This is a genomic window from Rhodococcus pseudokoreensis, assembly GCF_017068395.1.
Lineage (GTDB): Bacteria > Actinomycetota > Actinomycetes > Mycobacteriales > Mycobacteriaceae > Rhodococcus_F > Rhodococcus_F pseudokoreensis.
The window spans coordinates 3,876,315-3,892,621 of sequence record NZ_CP070619.1; the positions used below are offsets into that span (position 1 = coordinate 3,876,315).

Sequence of the window (16,307 nt, forward strand, 5' to 3'; positions counted from 1 at the left end):
CTCGGGCGCTGGTGGTCTCAGGACCACCAGCGCTCGAGTACTTTCGCGACCCCGTCGTCCCAGTTGGTGGCCGTCACCTCGTCGGCGGCGGCCTTGGCGTCGGGGTGGGCGTTCTCGACGGCGACACCGCGGCCCGCGAGGTTCAGCATCGGAATGTCGTTGGGCATGTCACCGAACGCCACGATCTGCGACGCCGTCACGCCGAGCCGTTCCGCGACCAGCGCGAGACCCGACGCCTTCGTGATGCCCGCCGCCGACAGTTCGATCAGCCCGTTGTCGGTGGAGAACGTGACGTCGGCGCGGCGCCCGATGTGCGGCGCCAGCGCGTCGACCATCGCCTGACTGGACATTTCCGGCACCCGGATCAGCAACTTCACCGCGGGGGCCGCGACGACCTCGTTCTCGGACATCTCGGTGTTGTCCGGGTTGAGCCAGGCGTGCTGGTAGCCGGGAGAACTGACGAACTGCGGTGTCGCGGCGTCGTGGGCGCTGACCCCGACCCGCTCGGCCGCGAGCCCGGCACCGGGCAGCACGTCGAGGGCGATCGCCGACAACCAGGTGAGGGTGTCCACGTCGAGGGTCGCGGCACTGAGCACGCGGTCGCTGTCGCTGTCGTAGATGACGGCGCCGTTCGCGCAGACGGCGAGCGGCGCGTAGCCGAGGCCCTCGACCACGGGATGGATCCAGCGCGGCGGCCTGCCGGTGGCCAGCACGAAGGGTGTCCCCGACGCGACGACCGACGCGACGGCGTCCCGGGTGCGGGCGCTGATGCGCTCGTCCTCCCCGATCAGGGTGCCGTCGACATCGGACGCTACAAGGCTCGGTCGGTCTGGGCTCACCCAGCCATTCTGCCTGCCGGGCCGGCGACGCCGCCGGGCGGCCGTTACCGGGACCGGCGTTCCTCTGCCTCGCGGCGGTCCATCTCGGCGGCCTCCTCGATGGTGGGCGCGCTGCCGCCGAGGCGCCGGGGCACCCAGTCCGCACCCGCCGGGTGGTCGAATCCGTCCTGCACCCGGCGCAGGATCGCGTCCATCTCCTTGTGCAGGGTTTCGGTGAGGGCGTCCGCGGGTTCGCGCGGCCCGATCGGCCGTCCCACCTCGACGGTCACGGGGAACCGATGCCGCCCAAGACTTTTCGGTCGGCCCTTCGTGGCGATCCGCTGGGCACCCCACACGATGACGGGCACGATCGGCACCCCGGCGTCGAGGGCCATGCGCGCCGCACCCGACTTCAGTTCCTTGATCTCGAAGCTCCGGCTGATGGTCGCCTCCGGGTACACGCCCACCAGTTCGCCCTCGCGCAGTCGCTCCACCGCGGCGAGGTAGGCGCCCGCTCCCGCGGTCCGGTCGACGGGGATGACGCCGCATCCGCGCATCAGGAACGCCATCACCTTGTTGTTCGCCAGTTCGGCCTTGGCCATGAGCCGCAGTTTGCGGTCCACCGCGCCGACGGCCAGCGCCAACTGGACGAAATCCAGGTACCCGGTGTGATTGACCGCGAGTACGGCGCCGCCCTCGGCGGGAATGTTGTCCAGGCCGACCCGGGTCATCCTCAGCCCCTGGAACAGGGACAACGCCTTGGCCGCCGACTCGACGGCCGTGTAGACAGGCTCCACCGCCACCGTCTAGCTACCGGTCTCCCTGGCCCGACGGGACTGCGCCTTCGCCTCGGCGTCGGCGGCGTCCATCTTGTTCGCCTCGTCGAGCGTCGGCGCGCTGCCCCCGAGCCGCGCGGGCACCCAGTACTCGCCGGCCGGGTGCTCGTACCCCTGCTGGAGGTCGGCGAGCATCGCTGTCATCGTGGCGTGCAGCTTCTCGGTCAGCTCGGATGCGGGCTCGAACGGCTGGATCGGCTCACCGACGGCGATCGAGATGGGAGTATTCGTGCGGCCCAGCCGCTTCGGGAACCCCTTGGTCCACACCCGCTGCGCACCCCAGATGACCATCGGGACGATCGGCACGTTCGCCTCGATCGCCATGCGGGCGGCACCCGACTTGAATTCCTTGATCTCGAAGCTCCGGCTGATGGTGGCCTCCGGGTAGACGCCCACCAGTTCGCCGCGACGCAGGAAGTCGACGGCCGCCTTGTACGAATCCGAGCCCGCCGACCGGTCGACGGGAATGTGCTTGAGCGCGCGCATGATCGGGCCCGAGATCTTGTTGTCGAACACTTCCTTCTTCGCCATGAAGCGCACGTAGCGCTTCACGCTGCGGACCGGAAGTCCGGCGTAGGTGAAGTCCATGTAGCCGGTGTGATTGATCGCGATCACCGCCCCACCCGTCGCCGGAATGTGCTGATCACCCTTGACCGTGAACTTCAGCCCCTCGAGGGTGAATACGGTGCGGGCGATGCCGATGACGGTTCGGTAGACGGGTTCCACAATCGGCTAGCGTAGCCGGGTATCCGCGATCTGGCCCGCCGTCGGGGACGGACATTCGGTGGGGAGTCGAGAGAAAGGGCGCGCTGGAGATGGGTGGCAGGGGCAGGAGGGCGCTCATCGCGCCGGTCGTCGCGGTGATTCTCGGGGCGGGGGCGGCGTGCGATTCGCAGTCCGGCATTCCGACGGAGGAGCCCCCGGCCGACACGATGTCCGCGCCCACCTCCGCGGCCGAGCCCACGACCACGGCGCCGCCGGCCCCTGTGCCGCAGGTGGTCGTCGGCGAGGTGCCCGGCAACCCCGCAGCGGTGGACGCCGTCCGTGCCTGGGCCACCGACCTGGTCATCCGGCCCGCCGCCGTCCCCGCGAAATGCTGGACTCTGCCGGCCGCCCAGGCCGCCGACCAGTACGCCGACACGGCCGCGATCCTCGGGGCGCTCGCGCAACCCGGCCTCGACGGGCAGTTCGCGGTGTCGTGGACGGGCGGCGGCACCACGGTGTCCGTCAAACGCAGCGAGATCGCGTCCGGCTACGCCTGCCCGCACGTCCACCCCGCCGGGACCGTCGACTTCTACACCCCCGCCGACGCCGAATACGCCGTCACCCGATTCCTGTCGCGGGAGTCCGGGGCACCGGTGAACAGGGCGGACACCGAGACCGCCTACCCGCTGATCTGCCCCGGCCTGAGCCCGTGGGATCCGGCGGGCACGGGCGCAGGCGGCCGGCCACCGCTCCGGCTCGACCCGGACGTCCTGGCCGGGACCACCGCGTTTGCCGCCGACGCGATGACCGCCACCCCCGTCCGCGGCGACTACCTGGACGTGTCCGTTCCGGTCACCGACGTGTCCGGGGTGACCGTCACCAAGCAGATCACGCTGTCCATCGGACCCGACGGTTATTGCCTGGGCGAAGTGACCTGACCCCACGTGAGTGGCACGGTGTGCTGGAGCGCGCATTGTCACTCACCTGGGGGGAACGCCTACCCTGGAACAGTCGCTCAGCTCCCAGGAGGCATACCAGTGCAGGTCACCAGCGTCGGACACGCCGGATTCCACATCCAGACCGAGGCAGGCTCGATCCTGTGCGACCCGTGGGTCAACCCCGCGTACTTCGGGTCCTGGTTCCCGTTCCCGGACAACACCCAGCTCGATTGGGACACCCTCGGCAACTGCGACTACCTGTACGTGTCGCACCTGCACAAGGACCACTTCGACCCGGAGAACCTCGCCAAGCACGTCGACAAGGACGCGACGGTGCTGCTCCCCGACTATCCGGTGCCGGACCTCAGGCGTGAGCTCGAGGCGCTGGGCTTCCACAAGTTCTTCGAGACCGAGGACTCCGTCAAACACACGGTCACCGGCCCCAAAGGCGACCTGGACATCATGATCATCGCGCTGCGTGCGCCCGCCGACGGTCCGATCGGCGACTCGGGTCTCGTGGTGTCCGACGGCGAAACCACCTGTTTCAACATGAACGACGCCCGGCCCGTCGACATGGACGTCCTGCACGACGAGTTCGGCCAGATCGACATCCACCTGCTGCAGTACTCGGGGGCCATCTGGTACCCGATGGTGTACGACATCCCGACCAAGACGAAGGCCAACTTCGGCAAGCAGAAGCGTCAGCGCGGCATGGACCGCTGCCGCAGTTACATCGAGCAGGTTGCGGCCACGTGGGTGGTGCCGTCCGCCGGACCGCCGGTGTTCCTCGACGACGCACTGCGCTACCTCAACGACGACCGGGGCGACGAGGGCAACATCTTCCCCGACCAGATCACGTTCCTCGAGCAGATGCGGATCCACGGCAACGACGGCGGCATCCTCATGATCCCGGGGTCCACCGCGGACCTGAAGGGCGGCGAGCTGACGCTCACGCACCCGATCCCGGACGCCGAGGTCGACAAGATCTTCTCCGAGAAGGCCGCGTACATCGAGAGCATGGCGCAGCGGATGGCGCCGGTCCTCGCCGCCGAGAAGGCCACCTGGGCACCCGCCGAGGGGGAACCGCTGCTCGAGGCGCTGAAGGCGAAGTTCGAGCCGATCATGAAGCAGTCCGACCTGATCTGCGACGGCATCGGCTACCCCGTCGGCCTGGTGATGGGCGACGAGACCGTCGTCCTCGACTTCCCGGCGCGCACCGTCCGCCCGCGCGGCGAGAAGGACGGCAAGTACCGGTACGGCTTCCGCATCGCCCCCGAACTGGTGCGCACGGTGCTGCGCGACGACGAGCCCGACTGGGTGAACACCATCTTTCTGTCCACCCGCTTCGAGGCGTGGCGTGTCGGCGGGTACAACGAGTTCCTCTACACGTTCTTCAAGTGCCTCACCGACGAGCGCATCGCGTACGCCGACGGCTGGTTCGCCGAGGCCCACGACGACTCCGCGTCGATCGAACTCGGCGGTTACGAGATCCAGCGCCGCTGCCCGCACCTGAAGGCCGACCTGTCGAAGTTCGGCGTCGTCGACGGCACCAACCTCACCTGCAACCTGCACGGCTGGCAGTGGGACCTCGAGTCGGGGCGCTGCAAGACGTCCAAGGGACACGAGCTGCGGTCCACCAAGCTCTGACCGCGCCGGGCGAACGTACCCTTCGGCGCACCCGAGGCGTCGAAAGGTACGTTCACCCGGCGGCGGGTGTCACCCGGTCTAGCCGACGGTCGGCGGCTGATCGACGAGCTGGGCCATGTAGAGCTGGTCGCCCATCTTATCCATCAGCTCGATCTGCGTCTCCAGGTAGTCGATGTGATCCTCTTCTTCCTTGAGGATCCCCTCGAGCAGCTTCGCCGACGTGGCATCGCCCTTCTCGCGGCACATCTGGATGCCCGGACGCAGGCGTTCGACGACCTCGACTTCGATGGAGAGGTCGGAGTGGAACTGCTCGCGCAGGTCCTGCCCGATGCGCAGCGGCAGCAGCTTCTGATAGTTCGGAAGCGCTTCGAGAAACAGGATTCGGTCGGTGAGAATCTCGGCGTGAGTCATCTCTTCGATGGACTCCGCGCGAGTCTTGTCCGCGAGTTTCGTGAAGCCCCAATTGGCTTGCATCTTCGAGTGCAGGAAGTACTGGTTGATCGCGGTCAGCTCACTGGTCAACTGTTCGTTGAGGAGAGCAATGATCTCGTCGTCGCCACGCATGACTTCTCCGTTCGCCCCGGTTGAGGCGAACGTACCACTGGCTATACGCCTGTGAGGCGAATCGCGGGATTCAGTTGTGCTGCAGATTCGTCACGCGGCCGTGCTGCCGACGGGCGTCCGCTCGCCCAGAATCTCCTTCAACCGATCTACGCAGGTTCCACATCCCCAGCCGGCGCCGCAACGCTCGCCGATCGCATCCGCGCTGTCGGCCCCGGCGGCACAGTGCTCATGCACTTCGTCTTCCGTCACGGCCTTGCAGATGCACACGAACATGTGGAGCTCCTTACCAACGAGATTAGGTAAGGGTTACATCATTCTGCCGTTCGCGCAAGGGTAGCCTTCCCAAAATCTCAGGAAAGCGCGTCACGGTTTCAGAACATCCGTCCCGACGAACGGCACGAGCGCCTCCGGCACCCGCACGGTGCCGTCGGACTGCTGGTGGTTCTCCAGGATGGCCACGATCCACCGAGTGGTGGCGAGGGTGCCGTTGAGGGTCGCGGCCGTCTGCGGCTTCCCGTTCTCGTCGCGGTACCGCACCCCGAGACGACGTGCCTGGAACGTCGTGCAGTTGGACGTCGACGTGAGCTCCCGGTACGCCTGCTGCGTCGGCACCCAGGCCTCGCAGTCGAACTTGCGGGCCGCCGACGACCCCAGGTCGCCGCCGGCCACGTCGATCACGCGGTACGGCACGTCGATGGCAGCGAGCATGTCGCGCTCCCACGCGAGCAGACGCTGGTGCTCGGCGTCGGCGTCCTCCGGCTTGCAGTAGGTGAACATCTCCACCTTGTCGAACTGGTGCACCCGGATGATGCCGCGGGTGTCCTTGCCGTAGCTGCCCGCCTCGCGACGGAAACACGTCGACCAGCCGGCGTACCGCTTGGGGCCGTCGGCGAGGTCGAGGATCTCCCCCGAGTGGTACCCGGCCAGCGGGACCTCGGACGTGCCGACGAGGTAGAGGTCGTCGTCGGCGAGGTGGTAGATCTCGTCCGCATGCGCGCCGAGGAACCCGGTTCCCGCCATGATCTCCGGTCGCACCAGCACCGGCGGGATCATCATCTGGAAGCCGTTGGCCATCGCCTTCTGCGCGGCCAGCTGCAGCATTCCCAGCTGCAGCATGGCGCCGAAGCCGGTGAGGAAGTAGAAGCGGGCGCCCGAGACCTTCGCGCCGCGCTCCATGTCGATCAGGCCCAGCGACTCACCCAGCTCGAGGTGGTCCTTGGGTTCGAAGTCGAACGCGGGAATCTCCCCGACCGTCTCGAGGGTGACGAAGTCGTCCTCACCGCCCGCGGGAGCGCCGTCCTGCACGACGTTGGAGATCGCCCGGTGCGCGGCGTCGAGCGCGGCCTGCGCCTCGTGCTGCTCGGCCTCGGCCTGCTTCACCTTGGCCGCGAGCTCCTTGGATCCCTCGAGCAGCGCCGGACGCTCCTCCGGGGACGCCTGCCCGACCTTCTTGCCGAACGCCTTCTGCTCGGCACGCAGGTTGTCGCCGGCGAGAACGGCGGCACGACGGGACGCGTCGGCCTCGAGCAGCGCGTCGACCAGGGCGGGATCTTCGCCACGGGTGCGCTGCGATTCGCGGACGGCGTCGGGGTTCTCGCGGAGGAACTTCAGGTCAATCACGGCTTCAAACCCTACCGGGCGCCGCGGAGCGGCTCACTCCGGTTTCGGTTCCAGCAGGCTCAGCAGGTCCTCGCGGCCGAACATCCGGGCGGCGTCGACGGCGGTCGGATGGCCCGCCGTGCCGTCGGCGCCACCGGCGACGAGGGCCCGCACCACGGCGTCCTCGCCCTTGAACAGCGCCCCTGCCAGCGGCGACTGTCCCTTGTCGTTGAGCCGGTCGACGTCGGCCCCGCGGTCGATCAGGACCTGCACGGCCTCGGCGTGGCCGTGGTAGGCCGCCAGCATCACCAGCGTGTCGCCGTTCTGATTGGCCAGGTTCACCGGGACGCCCGCGTCGAGGTACGTGGCTAGGGACACGGCGTCGCCGGATCGTGCCGTGTCGAACACGCGCCCGGCGAGCTCCTGCAGTTCGGGATCCACCGGTTCGGCGGAGCGTTGAGAGTCGTCACTCATGGTGATCGAAGTTACGCCGGGTTCGAGCCGATTGCGGGAGTTGTTCTGCTTCCTCGATCGGAACGGGCATTATGGAAATCGATGTCCTCAGATCAGTCGAACGGCGCCGACCCCCAGCCGCAGAATGCCGGGCAACCGGAGAAGGCTCCCCGCAGCATGTCCGCGACCACGACGCGTCGCGCGCTCGCGGCCGTCGCGGCAGGTGCCGTGGTGGCGGCGATCGCCACGTTCGCGATCGCCGGCGGTTTCAACCGCAGCGACAACCTCCCCACGCACTCGACCGGTGCCGGACCGCAGGCGACGGGTTCGGCGGAGGGCGACGCGTTCTCTTCGGCGACGGCGGGCGACTGCCTCGACTGGACGCCGTCGACCGACCCCCAGGAAGACCGGAAGGACGTCGCGAAGGTCGACTGCGCGGACGAGCACCGGTTCGAGGTGACGGCACCGCTGGATCTCAGCGTGTACCCGGGGGCCGAGTTCGGTCCCGGTTCGCGTTACCCGGGTGCGCTGCGGTTCGCCGCGCTGCGGGACGAGCACTGCGTGCCCGCCGTCGACTCCTACCTCGGCGCGAAGTTCGATCCGTACGGCAAGTTCAGTGTGGGCCTGATGTTCCCCAGCGAGTCCGGCTGGGCGGCGGGCGAACGCACCCTGCGGTGCGGCCTCCAATTCTCCAGCACGGCAGGAACGTTGCTGCCGTTCACCGGGAAGGTCGCCGAGCAGGACCAATCCAACATCTGGGACCCGGGCACGTGCATCGGCATCAACCAGAACGTGCCGACCGATCCCGTCGACTGCGCGCAACCCCATGCCTTCGAAGTGATCTCCGTCGTCGACCTGGCCACCCAGTTCCCGTCGTCGATGCCGTCCGTCGAGGATCAGGACAAGTATCTCGAGGGCGTGTGCACGCAGGCCGCCAACGAATACCTCGGTTCCGCCGACGCGCTGCGGAACAAGACGCTCACGCTGTTCTGGGACAACCTGGAACTCGACAGCTGGCTCGCGGGCAGCCGGCGGGTGAACTGCTCGGTCGGCAAGGAGACCGACGCGGGCGGCTTCTCGACCATCACCGGGTCGGCGAAGGGCGAGATACTCATCAACGGCGCGGCACCCGTGCCTCCGCCGCCGGTCCCGGAGGGCAGGTCGATGCCGACGCCGCTCCCCGGCGCGGCCCCGCCCCCCGGGAACTGATGTGGCGGTGAGCATGACGCCCGGCCGATTCGAGGAATTGGTGGGCGACGCACTCGATCTGATCCCACCCCAGCTCGCGGCCGCGATCGACAACGTCGTCGTCCTGGTCGACGACCGCAACGACGAGGACCCGTATCTGCTGGGCCTCTACCACGGGATCGCTCTGACGGAACGGGACAGTCATTACGGCGGATCGCTGCCCGATACGATTACCGTCTATCGCGACGCCCTCCTCGAAATCTGCAGTTCGGAGGAGGAAGTCGTCCACGAGGTAGCCGTAACCGTCATACACGAGGTTGCGCACTACTTCGGGATAGAAGAAGATCGCTTGCACGAGCTCGGCTGGGGATGAACGGTTTTCCCGAGAAGAAATTTCTCGGGATCGGGGGGAACCGAAGAGCGCGGTGCGGCGTCCAAGTGTGTAGGGACAGCTGCACATGCAGTTCGTTTGCCGGGGGGCAACTGCCTTCCGCCTGCCTAGGTCAGAAGGAGTTCGACGCACATGCCAGATCTGCACGTCGCACCTGAAGCGCTCGTCGCCGCCGCCGTGGAACTCGACGCGCTCGCGGCGCGTCTCGAGACAGCGGTCGCTCTCAGCTCCGCAGCCATCCGCGTGCTCCCCTCCGGGAGCGAAGAGGTGTCCCTGCACGCGGCCGGTTATTTCAACACCGTCGCAAGCACGTTCACCCCCGCTGTCGCGCAGGGCATCCTCGAGATGCGCGAGACCGCGAACACGCTCCGCACCCAGGCCGCGTTGTATGTCGCCGAGGACGTCGCGCTCGGCGCGACCCTCGCCGCGGGCATGTGACGGCCGGCGCCTCGAAACCACCAGGAGATCAGACATGACCATGGGACTGACAGGTGTCATCTGGTTGCCCCGCGGGGCAACCGTCAACTCGACCACGCTCATCGCGGGCGCGGGACCGGTGCCGCTGAGCGTGGCGAGTGCGGCGTGGACGGCGCTGTCCACCAGCTTCGTCGACGCCAACCTCACGCTGGTCCGTGTGATGGCCGAACTCGCGGCCGGCTGGCAGGGTGTGTCCGCGGTCGCGGCACTCGCGAAGATCACGCCGTTCACGGTGTGGACGGCCGAATGCGCGGAACTCGCCGCGGACACGGCCGCGAAGGCGGGCCTCGAAGCGGGCGCGTACACCACCGCCGCGCTGATCATGCCGAGCATTCCCGAGATCGTCGCCGTGAAGACCGCGAAGGCCACCGCGTACACGACGGGTGGCGCGCTCAACGGCACCGCTGCGGCCGCGGAGGCCGCCGACCGTGCGATGGACATCCGCGCGGGGCTCGTGATGGAGGGTTACGAGGCCGCGTCGAACATCCTGGCGCTGAAACGCACCTATCGGCAGCCCCCTCGGATCGTCACCAAGGCCGATTCGAAGGAGGTCGGGAGTTTCGACGAAATCCCGTCCGACGGTGAATTCGATCCGACGCGCGCTGCCGCGGCCGCTGTGATGGCCGTGGGCCAGAATCCGGCCGTCACCACGGCCGCGTCGCAGGTCGGCAGCATCGCGGGCACCACCGTCTCCACCGCCACGTCGGCGGCGAGCAACATCGGTGGCGCGGCGTTGTCCGCGGTCACCGGTGGCGGCGCCGCCCCGATGATGGGTGGTGCGCCGATGCTGTCCGGTGGCTCGTACGGCGGCGGTTCCGCGTCGACCAGTGCCGCGGCGGCGGCCCGCACCTCCGTTGGTGGCATCGCGGCCGGCGCGGCAGGCGGGGCGACGCTGCCCGAGGGCTGGGGCCGGGCCGACGGCGGCCAGGGTGCACGGCCCGGCGCACCGGCGGCCGCACCCGGCGGGGTGATCGGAGACGTCCGCGCCGACGTGAACCCGGCCGCGGCGGCGCGCGGCGGCACCGGCAACGGACCGATGTCGGTCGGTCGCGGGGCGGGCGCGGGCGGTTCACAGGACGACGACGAGCGGGAGACCCCCGACTACCTGAAGAACTTCGAGCACTTCTCGGACGGACGCACGGTCATCCCCTCGGTCATCGGCGCGAACCCCGACCACCGGGAGTCCGGACGGTGATCGACCTGGGCACCCAGCCGGGCGTACCGACCCTGCCGGCGGTGACCCTGAGCCTCGACGAAATGGATTATCTCGTCGACACGCTCGCGCTCGACGTGCTGCCTGTGGTGCTCGACGCCACCCCGCGGTACGACACGTACGACGCCAGGGACGCCGCGTTCCGCGGCGCCGCAGGCACCCTCGCCGCCCGGGATCTGCTCCCGGGCGGCGAGGTCCACCCCGAACTCGCCGACCGACTGCGGGTTCTGGCCCGGCCGTTGTGGGAGATCGCCCTGCGCTGGTACGTCGACGGCAGCATCTCGAGACTGTGCGTCTCCCAGGGCGAGGCACTGTCGGTGCTGGCCCTGCGGGCCGGCGACACGTACGTCGTCCAGGATGCGGGCGCCGACATCTTCGCGCCGGTGATCGGCGCGCTGGGGGCGGTGGAACCGATGAACGTCGGCGTCGTCAACGCACCCACCGCCTCGCTCGGCGAGGCCTTCGATCAGGGCGGGGACGGCAAGTCGCTCGCGGCCGCGCTCGCCGCGCTCGGTGTGCCCGCGGTCGACGCGACCGTACTGGGCAACGCGATGGCCGGCTGCACCACGTACGCCGAGATCGTCGGAATCGTCTACGGCGATGGGCAATACGATCCGGTGGGCGGCCCCGTCACGGTGTTCGACACAGGGGCCGGGCGCATCGTCGGCACGTCCAGTGTGTCCGCGCACGGGGTGGCGTGGTCGTCGCTCAGCCCCGGCACCCCGCAACGCCTGCGGCAGGCGCTGGAGTCGCTGGCCGACCGGCTCCGCTGACCTACACGGGTTGCCGCTTCCACCACGCACCGGTCTCGCGGCGTTCCTTCCAGGTGGTGAACTCGTACCGGTACATGCGGGCACGCACGTGTTTCGGCGGCTGATCCGGGAACGGGTTGTACTGCAACAACTTCAGGGTGTCCGCGTCGTTGCGTAGCAGCCGCTCGACGAATCCCCGGAACCACGGTTCGGCGTAGCCGGGCGATATCGCGGTGAACCAGAGCAGCCAGTCGAGCCGTAGGTGATACGGCGCGAACTGGCGCGGTCGCCGGTTGACGTCGCCCGGTTTCCCCTTGAAGCCGTACTCCTTCCACTCGGAATGCACGCCGAGGTGGGCGTCGGACGTGCCCTCCACGATCACCTCGTACCGCACCCGGGTGATGCTGCCGAACGCGCCGTACGTGTTGACGAAGTGCCATTTGTTGAACGACGCATTCATGCGCTGCCCGTGGGAGATCAGGTTGCGAATCGGCCAGTAGCTCAACACGACGACGAGCGCGGTCACCGCGATCACCAGCGCAGCGAACGGGACGGGCGCCGAGTCGCTGCCCGCCGGGACGTCGAGGGGCAGCACCGCCTCGTACACGCTGTCGGGGACGACGGACAGGCCGAGAACGATGGTCGTCCAGTTCAGCCACGAGAAGTTGCCGCTCGCCACCAGCCACAGCTGGGTGACGATCATGATCGTCGCGGCGACGGCGGCGACCGGTTGCGGCGCGAACAGCCCGAACGGCACCACCAGCTGAGCGAAGTGGTTGCCGAGTACCTCCACGCGGTGCAGCGGCTTCGGCAGCCGGTGGAAGTACCAGCTGAACGGTCCGGGCATGGGCTGGGTTTCGTGGTGGTAGTACAGGCAGGTGAGCTTCTTCCAGCATCGGTCGCCGCGCATCTTGATCAGCCCGGCCCCGAATTCGAGGCGGAACAGCAACCACCTCAGCATGAGCAGCACCAGGATCGGCGGCCCGACCGACGCGTTGCCGAGGAAGATCGCCAGGAAACCCGCTTCGAGCAGCAGCGACTCCCAGCCGAAGCTGTACCAGAGCTGGGAGACGTTGACGATCGACAGGTAGAGCACCCACAGGGCGAACCACACGAGCATGCACACGGCGAGCGGGACGACCTGCGTCAGACCGAGCAGCGCGGCGAGGGACAGCCCGGCGCCGGTCCAGCAGATCCCCTCGAAGAACCGGTCCGAGTAGTGCAGGTGGAAGATGCTCGGCGAACGCGTGAACGGGACGGCACGGAGGAACCTCGGGATGGGCAGCATCCCGGTGCTGCCGACGAGCGGCCGGAACTGGTTTCTCGCGGCCAGGAACGCGACGAGGTAGATCGCGGCGAGCCCCTCGGTGACGAGCAGCCGACCGAGCGAATAGTTTTCGCCAACGAACCAATCCACCGCCGTCACTCCTCGAGGACGGTTTCCTCCATCGTCGCGCAACCCCGGGGTACGCGCAACGACGCCGACCGGCGGCGATCAGGTCGCTGTTGTCACCCCATCGGGTCGTCGGCGCCGGGGATCACCCGGTGCTCGAACGGCGGCTCCACGGTTCCCCAGCGCACGCACTCCCAGCCGCCGCCCGCGAGCGGGGTCAACTCCACCGTCTGGGTGTTGGCCAGGTGATTGTTGGCGGCGAACAACCCCGGCACCCCGGCGAGTTGTGCTGCCACGAGCCGGATGGCGGCGCCATGGCTGACCAGCACGACGTCGCCCGAGGCCGCCGGGTCGTCGAGGTACTGCTCGCGCAGGGAGTCCACCACCGGGACGTACCGGTCGAGGATGTCGTTGGCGGATTCCCCGCCGGGAACCCGGGCGTCCAGTTCGCCGGTGTGCCACAGGTGGAACGTCTTCATGAACAGCTTGTGCGACTCCTCGTCGCTGCGGTCCTCGAGTTCGCCGGCCTGCGCCTCGTGCAGTCCTTCCCGCACCTGGACGGCGATCCCCGACGCCAGTTCCACGAACCGCGCCGTCTGCCGGGCGCGCAGCGCCTGCGAGGACACGAGGGCGGCCGTCGTCGCCTGCGCGGCGAGGTCGTTACCGAGCCGCTCCGCCTGGGAGAGCCCTTCGGGTGTCAGCCGGGCGCCGGGCAGCCTCGTGTCGAGCCTGCGCTCGACGTTCGCCTCGGTCTGCCCGTGCCGGACCAGGATCAGCTTGCCGCTCACGATTCCCTCTCTCCCCGACGGATTCGTTCGATCCAGTCCGCCGCGTCTCCGTCGGACGGCGGGGGCGGGCCGCTCGGGTTGGCGGCGGGCCAGGAACCGAGGAACCGCACGTGCGACTTCCGGTGCAGCGCACGGAACGCCTCGGCGACGAGCGGGTCGTCGATGTGCCCGATGCAGTCGACGAAGAAGCGGTACAGGCCGGGGGTGGTGCGCACGGGGCGCGATTCGATGCGGATGAGATCGATTCCGCGCGTCGCGAACTCGGAGAGCACACTGACGAGGGAGCCGGGTGTGTTGTGGGGTTCGAGGACGGCGGAGGTGCGGTCGCCGCCGGTGCGGGCGGGCACCCGGGTGGGCGCGGTGACCAGAACGAATCGGGTGCGGGCGCTCTTCTCGTCGGCGACCCCGTCGGCGAGGCTGCGCAGCCCGAGCCGTTCGCCGGCGAGTGCGGTGGACACGGCGGCGTCGGCGAGGCCGTTCGCCACGTCCTCGGCGGCGCCGGCGTTGGAGGATGCCGTCTGGAGTTGGGCTTCGGGGCAGTTCTCCTCCAGCCAGATTCGCACCTGACCGGCCGCCACCGGGTAAGCCCGCACGGTCCGCACCTGGTCGAGCCGCTCGATGCCCGCCCCGCCGAGGATCGTGAACGCCACGTCGAGTTCGGTCTCGGCCACGATCTGCAGGCGGTCGCCCAGCGCGAGCGTGTCCAGGGTGGGCACCACGGCCCCCTCGACGGAGCTCTCGATGGGAACGACGGCGCCGTCGACGACGCCGTCCCGCACCATGGCCAGGGTGGCGGGCGGGCTCGTCGCGGCCACCCGTTCGACGGGCCCGTCGAAGGCACCCTCGGCCTCGAGCTGGGCGAGCGCCATCTCCGTGAAGGTTCCCGACGGTCCGAAATACGCGATCTTTGGCACGACTACGAGATTACGCACCGAGCGTTGACGGTCCGGCGCATTGACGGTGAATGTTTTACCGCAGACCCGCGTCCGCCAGCTCACGGGCGACGAGCACCGGGTCGTCGACCTCGACCCCGAGCAGCACCTCCCGGACAGCCTCCGCGGCCTCGGGGATCAGCGAGGTGAGCCTGGTGGGATCCGGGGTCGCGAGCGCCGCCCGCACGTCGTCGCCGCGGAGCGACGCGACCGTCCCCGACAGCAGCGCGAGCACCTCGGCGGTGTCACGGGCCCGCGCCACGTATCCGACGTCGGCGTGCGCGAGGACGGCGAGGAAGTCGGCGACCTCGCCGATGGAGTGCCCGCTCGCGAGTCCGGGGATGCGGCCGGCGTCCGCGAGGTGCTGCGCTGTCTCGGCCAGGCCTCCGTCGTCGCTGCCGTCCGCGGTGACGAACACGGCGAGCGGGGACGGCAGCCGCAGCGCGACCGCGTCGCCGAGCTGGGCCGCCGGGCAGTCGAGGTGGAAGCGGACGGCCTCGTAGGAGGCCTGCTCGCGGGTGCGGAGAACGGCCGGGTCGACGTCGAGCCCCACGATCACGCGGCCGGCGTCGGTGCCGACGGCGTCGAGCAGCGCGGACGCCGCGACCACCCGCGGTCCGAATGCGCCGCCGGAGGCCGGGCTCGTGTCCCCGGTCCCGCTGAGCAGATCCGCGAGCAACGACTGCGGTCCGCGGGAGCGCGGGACACCGAGGGAGAGAGGTATGGCCACCGTCCCACCGTATGCCCGTCTCGTGGACCGGAATCTTTTCGGGGTCTTGCCTCGCCGGTTCCGTCACATTAGGTTAGGGTTACCTCAGTATCGCGGAACCCTGAAGGAGGCTCCATGCCCGTCACGACCACCGGTCCGTCCACCGCCGAGCGTGTGCGTAGCTCGTGCGCACGGACCCAGGACGCGGTACTCGCCGTCGAAGGCAGCGCACCGACCGTCACGTCGGTCCACCACCTGCGGTCCAGCGGCGACGTCGTCGTCGCGGTGCCCACCGAGTCGGCGGCCGCCACGCTGTCCTGGCTCGCCGGCGGCGGCGGCATCCCGGCCGTGCTCGAACTGACCGACAACTCACCGCTCGCGCTGCGTGAGCCCGTCCGGTCGCTCGTGTGGCTGCGCGGCACCCTCCACGCGCTGTGCGAGGCGCACACCCGCACCCTCGCCGACGAGGTGGCCTCCGAATACCCGCACCCCGGACTTCTCGACGTCGGGCACGATGCGACGCTGCTGCAACTGCGCCTCGAATCGGCGGTGGTCGCCGATTCGAGTGGCGCCGAACCCGTCGCCCTCGACGATCTGCTCGCCGCCCGGCCCGACCCGTTCTGGGAGATGGAGACCTCCTGGCTCCAGCACCTCGACGAAGACCACCGCGACCTCATCGACATGCTGTCCCGCAAACTTCCACCGCACATGCGGCGCGGACGCGTCCGCCCCCTGGGCCTCGACCGGTACGGACTGCGGCTGCGCGTCGAGAACGAACACGGCGACCGCGACATCTGGATGCCGTTCTCCGCTCCGGTCGACGACACGGCCTCCCTGAGCAGGGCGATCCGGCTGCTGGTGGGATGCCCGTTCGTGAACGGACTCCGCGCGCGCGGCTGACCCG

19 protein-coding genes are annotated in these 16,307 nt (G+C 69.1%); 8 read left to right on the top strand and 11 right to left on the bottom strand.

Annotated elements, in window-relative coordinates:
• Positions 1–17: 17 nt before the first annotated feature.
• From JWS13_RS22785 to JWS13_RS22795, 3 genes are read right to left on the bottom strand one after another with little or no spacing between them, the layout of a single operon-like run.
• A complete protein-coding gene (locus JWS13_RS22785; RefSeq protein ID WP_072938619.1) occupies positions 18–839 on the bottom strand; it encodes a Cof-type HAD-IIB family hydrolase in 822 nt (273 codons plus the stop codon).
• Positions 840–883: 44 nt separating this feature from the next.
• Positions 884–1,615, bottom strand: coding sequence for a lysophospholipid acyltransferase family protein (locus JWS13_RS22790; RefSeq protein WP_420855017.1), 732 nt, complete (start codon positions 1,613–1,615; stop codon positions 884–886).
• Between the two features lie 9 nt (positions 1,616–1,624).
• Complete coding sequence (locus JWS13_RS22795) at positions 1,625–2,380, bottom strand: lysophospholipid acyltransferase family protein (RefSeq protein ID WP_124390707.1); 756 nt, start codon at positions 2,378–2,380, stop codon at positions 1,625–1,627.
• A gap of 89 nt (positions 2,381–2,469) precedes the next feature.
• On the opposite strand from JWS13_RS22795, the gene JWS13_RS22800 reads away from it, so the two are divergent.
• Both JWS13_RS22800 and JWS13_RS22805 read left to right on the top strand, forming a co-directional pair.
• On the top strand, positions 2,470–3,297 hold the full coding sequence (locus tag JWS13_RS22800; protein ID WP_206007576.1) for a hypothetical protein: 828 nt from the start codon (positions 2,470–2,472) through the stop codon (positions 3,295–3,297).
• A 99-nt stretch (positions 3,298–3,396) separates the two neighbouring features.
• Positions 3,397–4,944, top strand: coding sequence for a Rieske 2Fe-2S domain-containing protein (locus JWS13_RS22805; protein ID WP_206007577.1), 1,548 nt, complete (start codon positions 3,397–3,399; stop codon positions 4,942–4,944).
• 78 nt (positions 4,945–5,022) lie between these two features.
• Here the strand turns inward: JWS13_RS22805 and bfr are convergent, their stop codons facing one another.
• The 4 genes from bfr to JWS13_RS22825 all read right to left on the bottom strand — a co-directional run bounded on the left by bfr (position 5,023) and on the right by JWS13_RS22825 (position 7,581).
• Positions 5,023–5,508, bottom strand: coding sequence for a bacterioferritin (gene bfr, locus JWS13_RS22810; RefSeq protein WP_072938629.1), 486 nt, complete (start codon positions 5,506–5,508; stop codon positions 5,023–5,025).
• Positions 5,509–5,598: 90 nt separating this feature from the next.
• On the bottom strand, positions 5,599–5,781 hold the full coding sequence (locus JWS13_RS22815) for a (2Fe-2S)-binding protein (RefSeq protein ID WP_206007578.1): 183 nt from the start codon (positions 5,779–5,781) through the stop codon (positions 5,599–5,601).
• Between the two features lie 90 nt (positions 5,782–5,871).
• Entirely contained in the window at positions 5,872–7,128 is a 1,257-nt protein-coding gene (gene serS / locus JWS13_RS22820) for a serine--tRNA ligase (protein ID WP_072938633.1), read from the bottom strand.
• A 33-nt stretch (positions 7,129–7,161) separates the two neighbouring features.
• Positions 7,162–7,581: an ankyrin repeat domain-containing protein gene (locus JWS13_RS22825; protein WP_124390709.1), complete on the bottom strand. Its 420-nt coding sequence runs from the start codon at positions 7,579–7,581 to the stop codon at positions 7,162–7,164.
• 81 nt (positions 7,582–7,662) lie between these two features.
• Here JWS13_RS22825 and JWS13_RS22830 point away from each other — a divergent pair, with 81 nt between their 5' ends.
• From JWS13_RS22830 to JWS13_RS22850, 5 genes are all read left to right on the top strand, one after another.
• Positions 7,663–8,769, top strand: a complete 1,107-nt coding sequence (locus JWS13_RS22830; protein WP_206007579.1) for a septum formation family protein — start codon at positions 7,663–7,665, stop codon at positions 8,767–8,769.
• Position 8,770: 1 nt separating this feature from the next.
• The gene (locus JWS13_RS22835) at positions 8,771–9,121 is read left to right on the top strand and encodes a metallopeptidase family protein (RefSeq protein WP_012691102.1); all 351 of its coding nucleotides are present in this window, start codon (positions 8,771–8,773) and stop codon (positions 9,119–9,121) included.
• Between the two features lie 150 nt (positions 9,122–9,271).
• Entirely contained in the window at positions 9,272–9,577 is a 306-nt protein-coding gene (locus JWS13_RS22840) for a PE family protein (protein WP_087561195.1), read from the top strand.
• Between the two features lie 34 nt (positions 9,578–9,611).
• Positions 9,612–10,811 carry a PPE family protein gene (locus tag JWS13_RS22845; RefSeq protein WP_206007580.1) on the top strand — a complete coding sequence of 400 codons (1,200 nt, stop codon included), beginning with the start codon at positions 9,612–9,614 and terminating at the stop codon, positions 10,809–10,811.
• The gene (locus JWS13_RS22850) at positions 10,808–11,602 is read left to right on the top strand and encodes an ESX secretion-associated protein EspG (protein ID WP_206007581.1); all 795 of its coding nucleotides are present in this window, start codon (positions 10,808–10,810) and stop codon (positions 11,600–11,602) included. Before JWS13_RS22845 ends, JWS13_RS22850 begins: the two co-directional genes overlap by 4 nt.
• 1 nt (position 11,603) lies before the next feature.
• Here the strand turns inward: JWS13_RS22850 and JWS13_RS22855 are convergent, their stop codons facing one another.
• From JWS13_RS22855 to JWS13_RS22870, 4 genes are all read right to left on the bottom strand, one after another.
• Positions 11,604–13,007, bottom strand: a complete 1,404-nt coding sequence (locus JWS13_RS22855) for a lipase maturation factor family protein (protein WP_206007582.1) — start codon at positions 13,005–13,007, stop codon at positions 11,604–11,606.
• Positions 13,008–13,090: 83 nt separating this feature from the next.
• On the bottom strand, positions 13,091–13,762 hold the full coding sequence (locus JWS13_RS22860) for a histidine phosphatase family protein (RefSeq protein WP_206007583.1): 672 nt from the start codon (positions 13,760–13,762) through the stop codon (positions 13,091–13,093).
• Positions 13,759–14,676, bottom strand: coding sequence for a prephenate dehydratase (gene pheA, locus JWS13_RS22865; RefSeq protein WP_206007584.1), 918 nt, complete (start codon positions 14,674–14,676; stop codon positions 13,759–13,761). Before pheA ends, JWS13_RS22860 begins: the two co-directional genes overlap by 4 nt.
• Before the next feature lie 55 nt (positions 14,677–14,731).
• Positions 14,732–15,424 carry a hypothetical protein gene (locus JWS13_RS22870; RefSeq protein WP_206007585.1) on the bottom strand — a complete coding sequence of 231 codons (693 nt, stop codon included), beginning with the start codon at positions 15,422–15,424 and terminating at the stop codon, positions 14,732–14,734.
• Positions 15,425–15,538: 114 nt separating this feature from the next.
• On the opposite strand from JWS13_RS22870, the gene JWS13_RS22875 reads away from it, so the two are divergent.
• Positions 15,539–16,303: a DUF2470 domain-containing protein gene (locus tag JWS13_RS22875; RefSeq protein WP_206007586.1), complete on the top strand. Its 765-nt coding sequence runs from the start codon at positions 15,539–15,541 to the stop codon at positions 16,301–16,303.
• The last annotated feature ends 4 nt before the right edge of the window (positions 16,304–16,307 follow it).

Bases quoted from the DNA above. Each gene is read 5' to 3' on its own strand.
- JWS13_RS22825 (WP_124390709.1), bottom strand. From the start codon at position 7,581: ATGAGTGACGACTCTCAACGCTCCGCCGAACCGGTGGATCCCGAACTG.
- JWS13_RS22830 (WP_206007579.1), top strand. From the start codon at position 7,663: ATGTCCTCAGATCAGTCGAACGGCGCCGACCCCCAGCCGCAGAATGCC.
- JWS13_RS22840 (WP_087561195.1), top strand. From the start codon at position 9,272: ATGCCAGATCTGCACGTCGCACCTGAAGCGCTCGTCGCCGCCGCCGTG.
- JWS13_RS22815 (WP_206007578.1), bottom strand. From the start codon at position 5,781: ATGTTCGTGTGCATCTGCAAGGCCGTGACGGAAGACGAAGTGCATGAG.
- JWS13_RS22800 (WP_206007576.1), top strand. From the start codon at position 2,470: ATGGGTGGCAGGGGCAGGAGGGCGCTCATCGCGCCGGTCGTCGCGGTG.
- JWS13_RS22845 (WP_206007580.1), top strand. From the start codon at position 9,612: ATGACCATGGGACTGACAGGTGTCATCTGGTTGCCCCGCGGGGCAACC.
- bfr (WP_072938629.1), bottom strand. From the start codon at position 5,508: ATGCGTGGCGACGACGAGATCATTGCTCTCCTCAACGAACAGTTGACC.
- JWS13_RS22875 (WP_206007586.1), top strand. From the start codon at position 15,539: ATGCCCGTCACGACCACCGGTCCGTCCACCGCCGAGCGTGTGCGTAGC.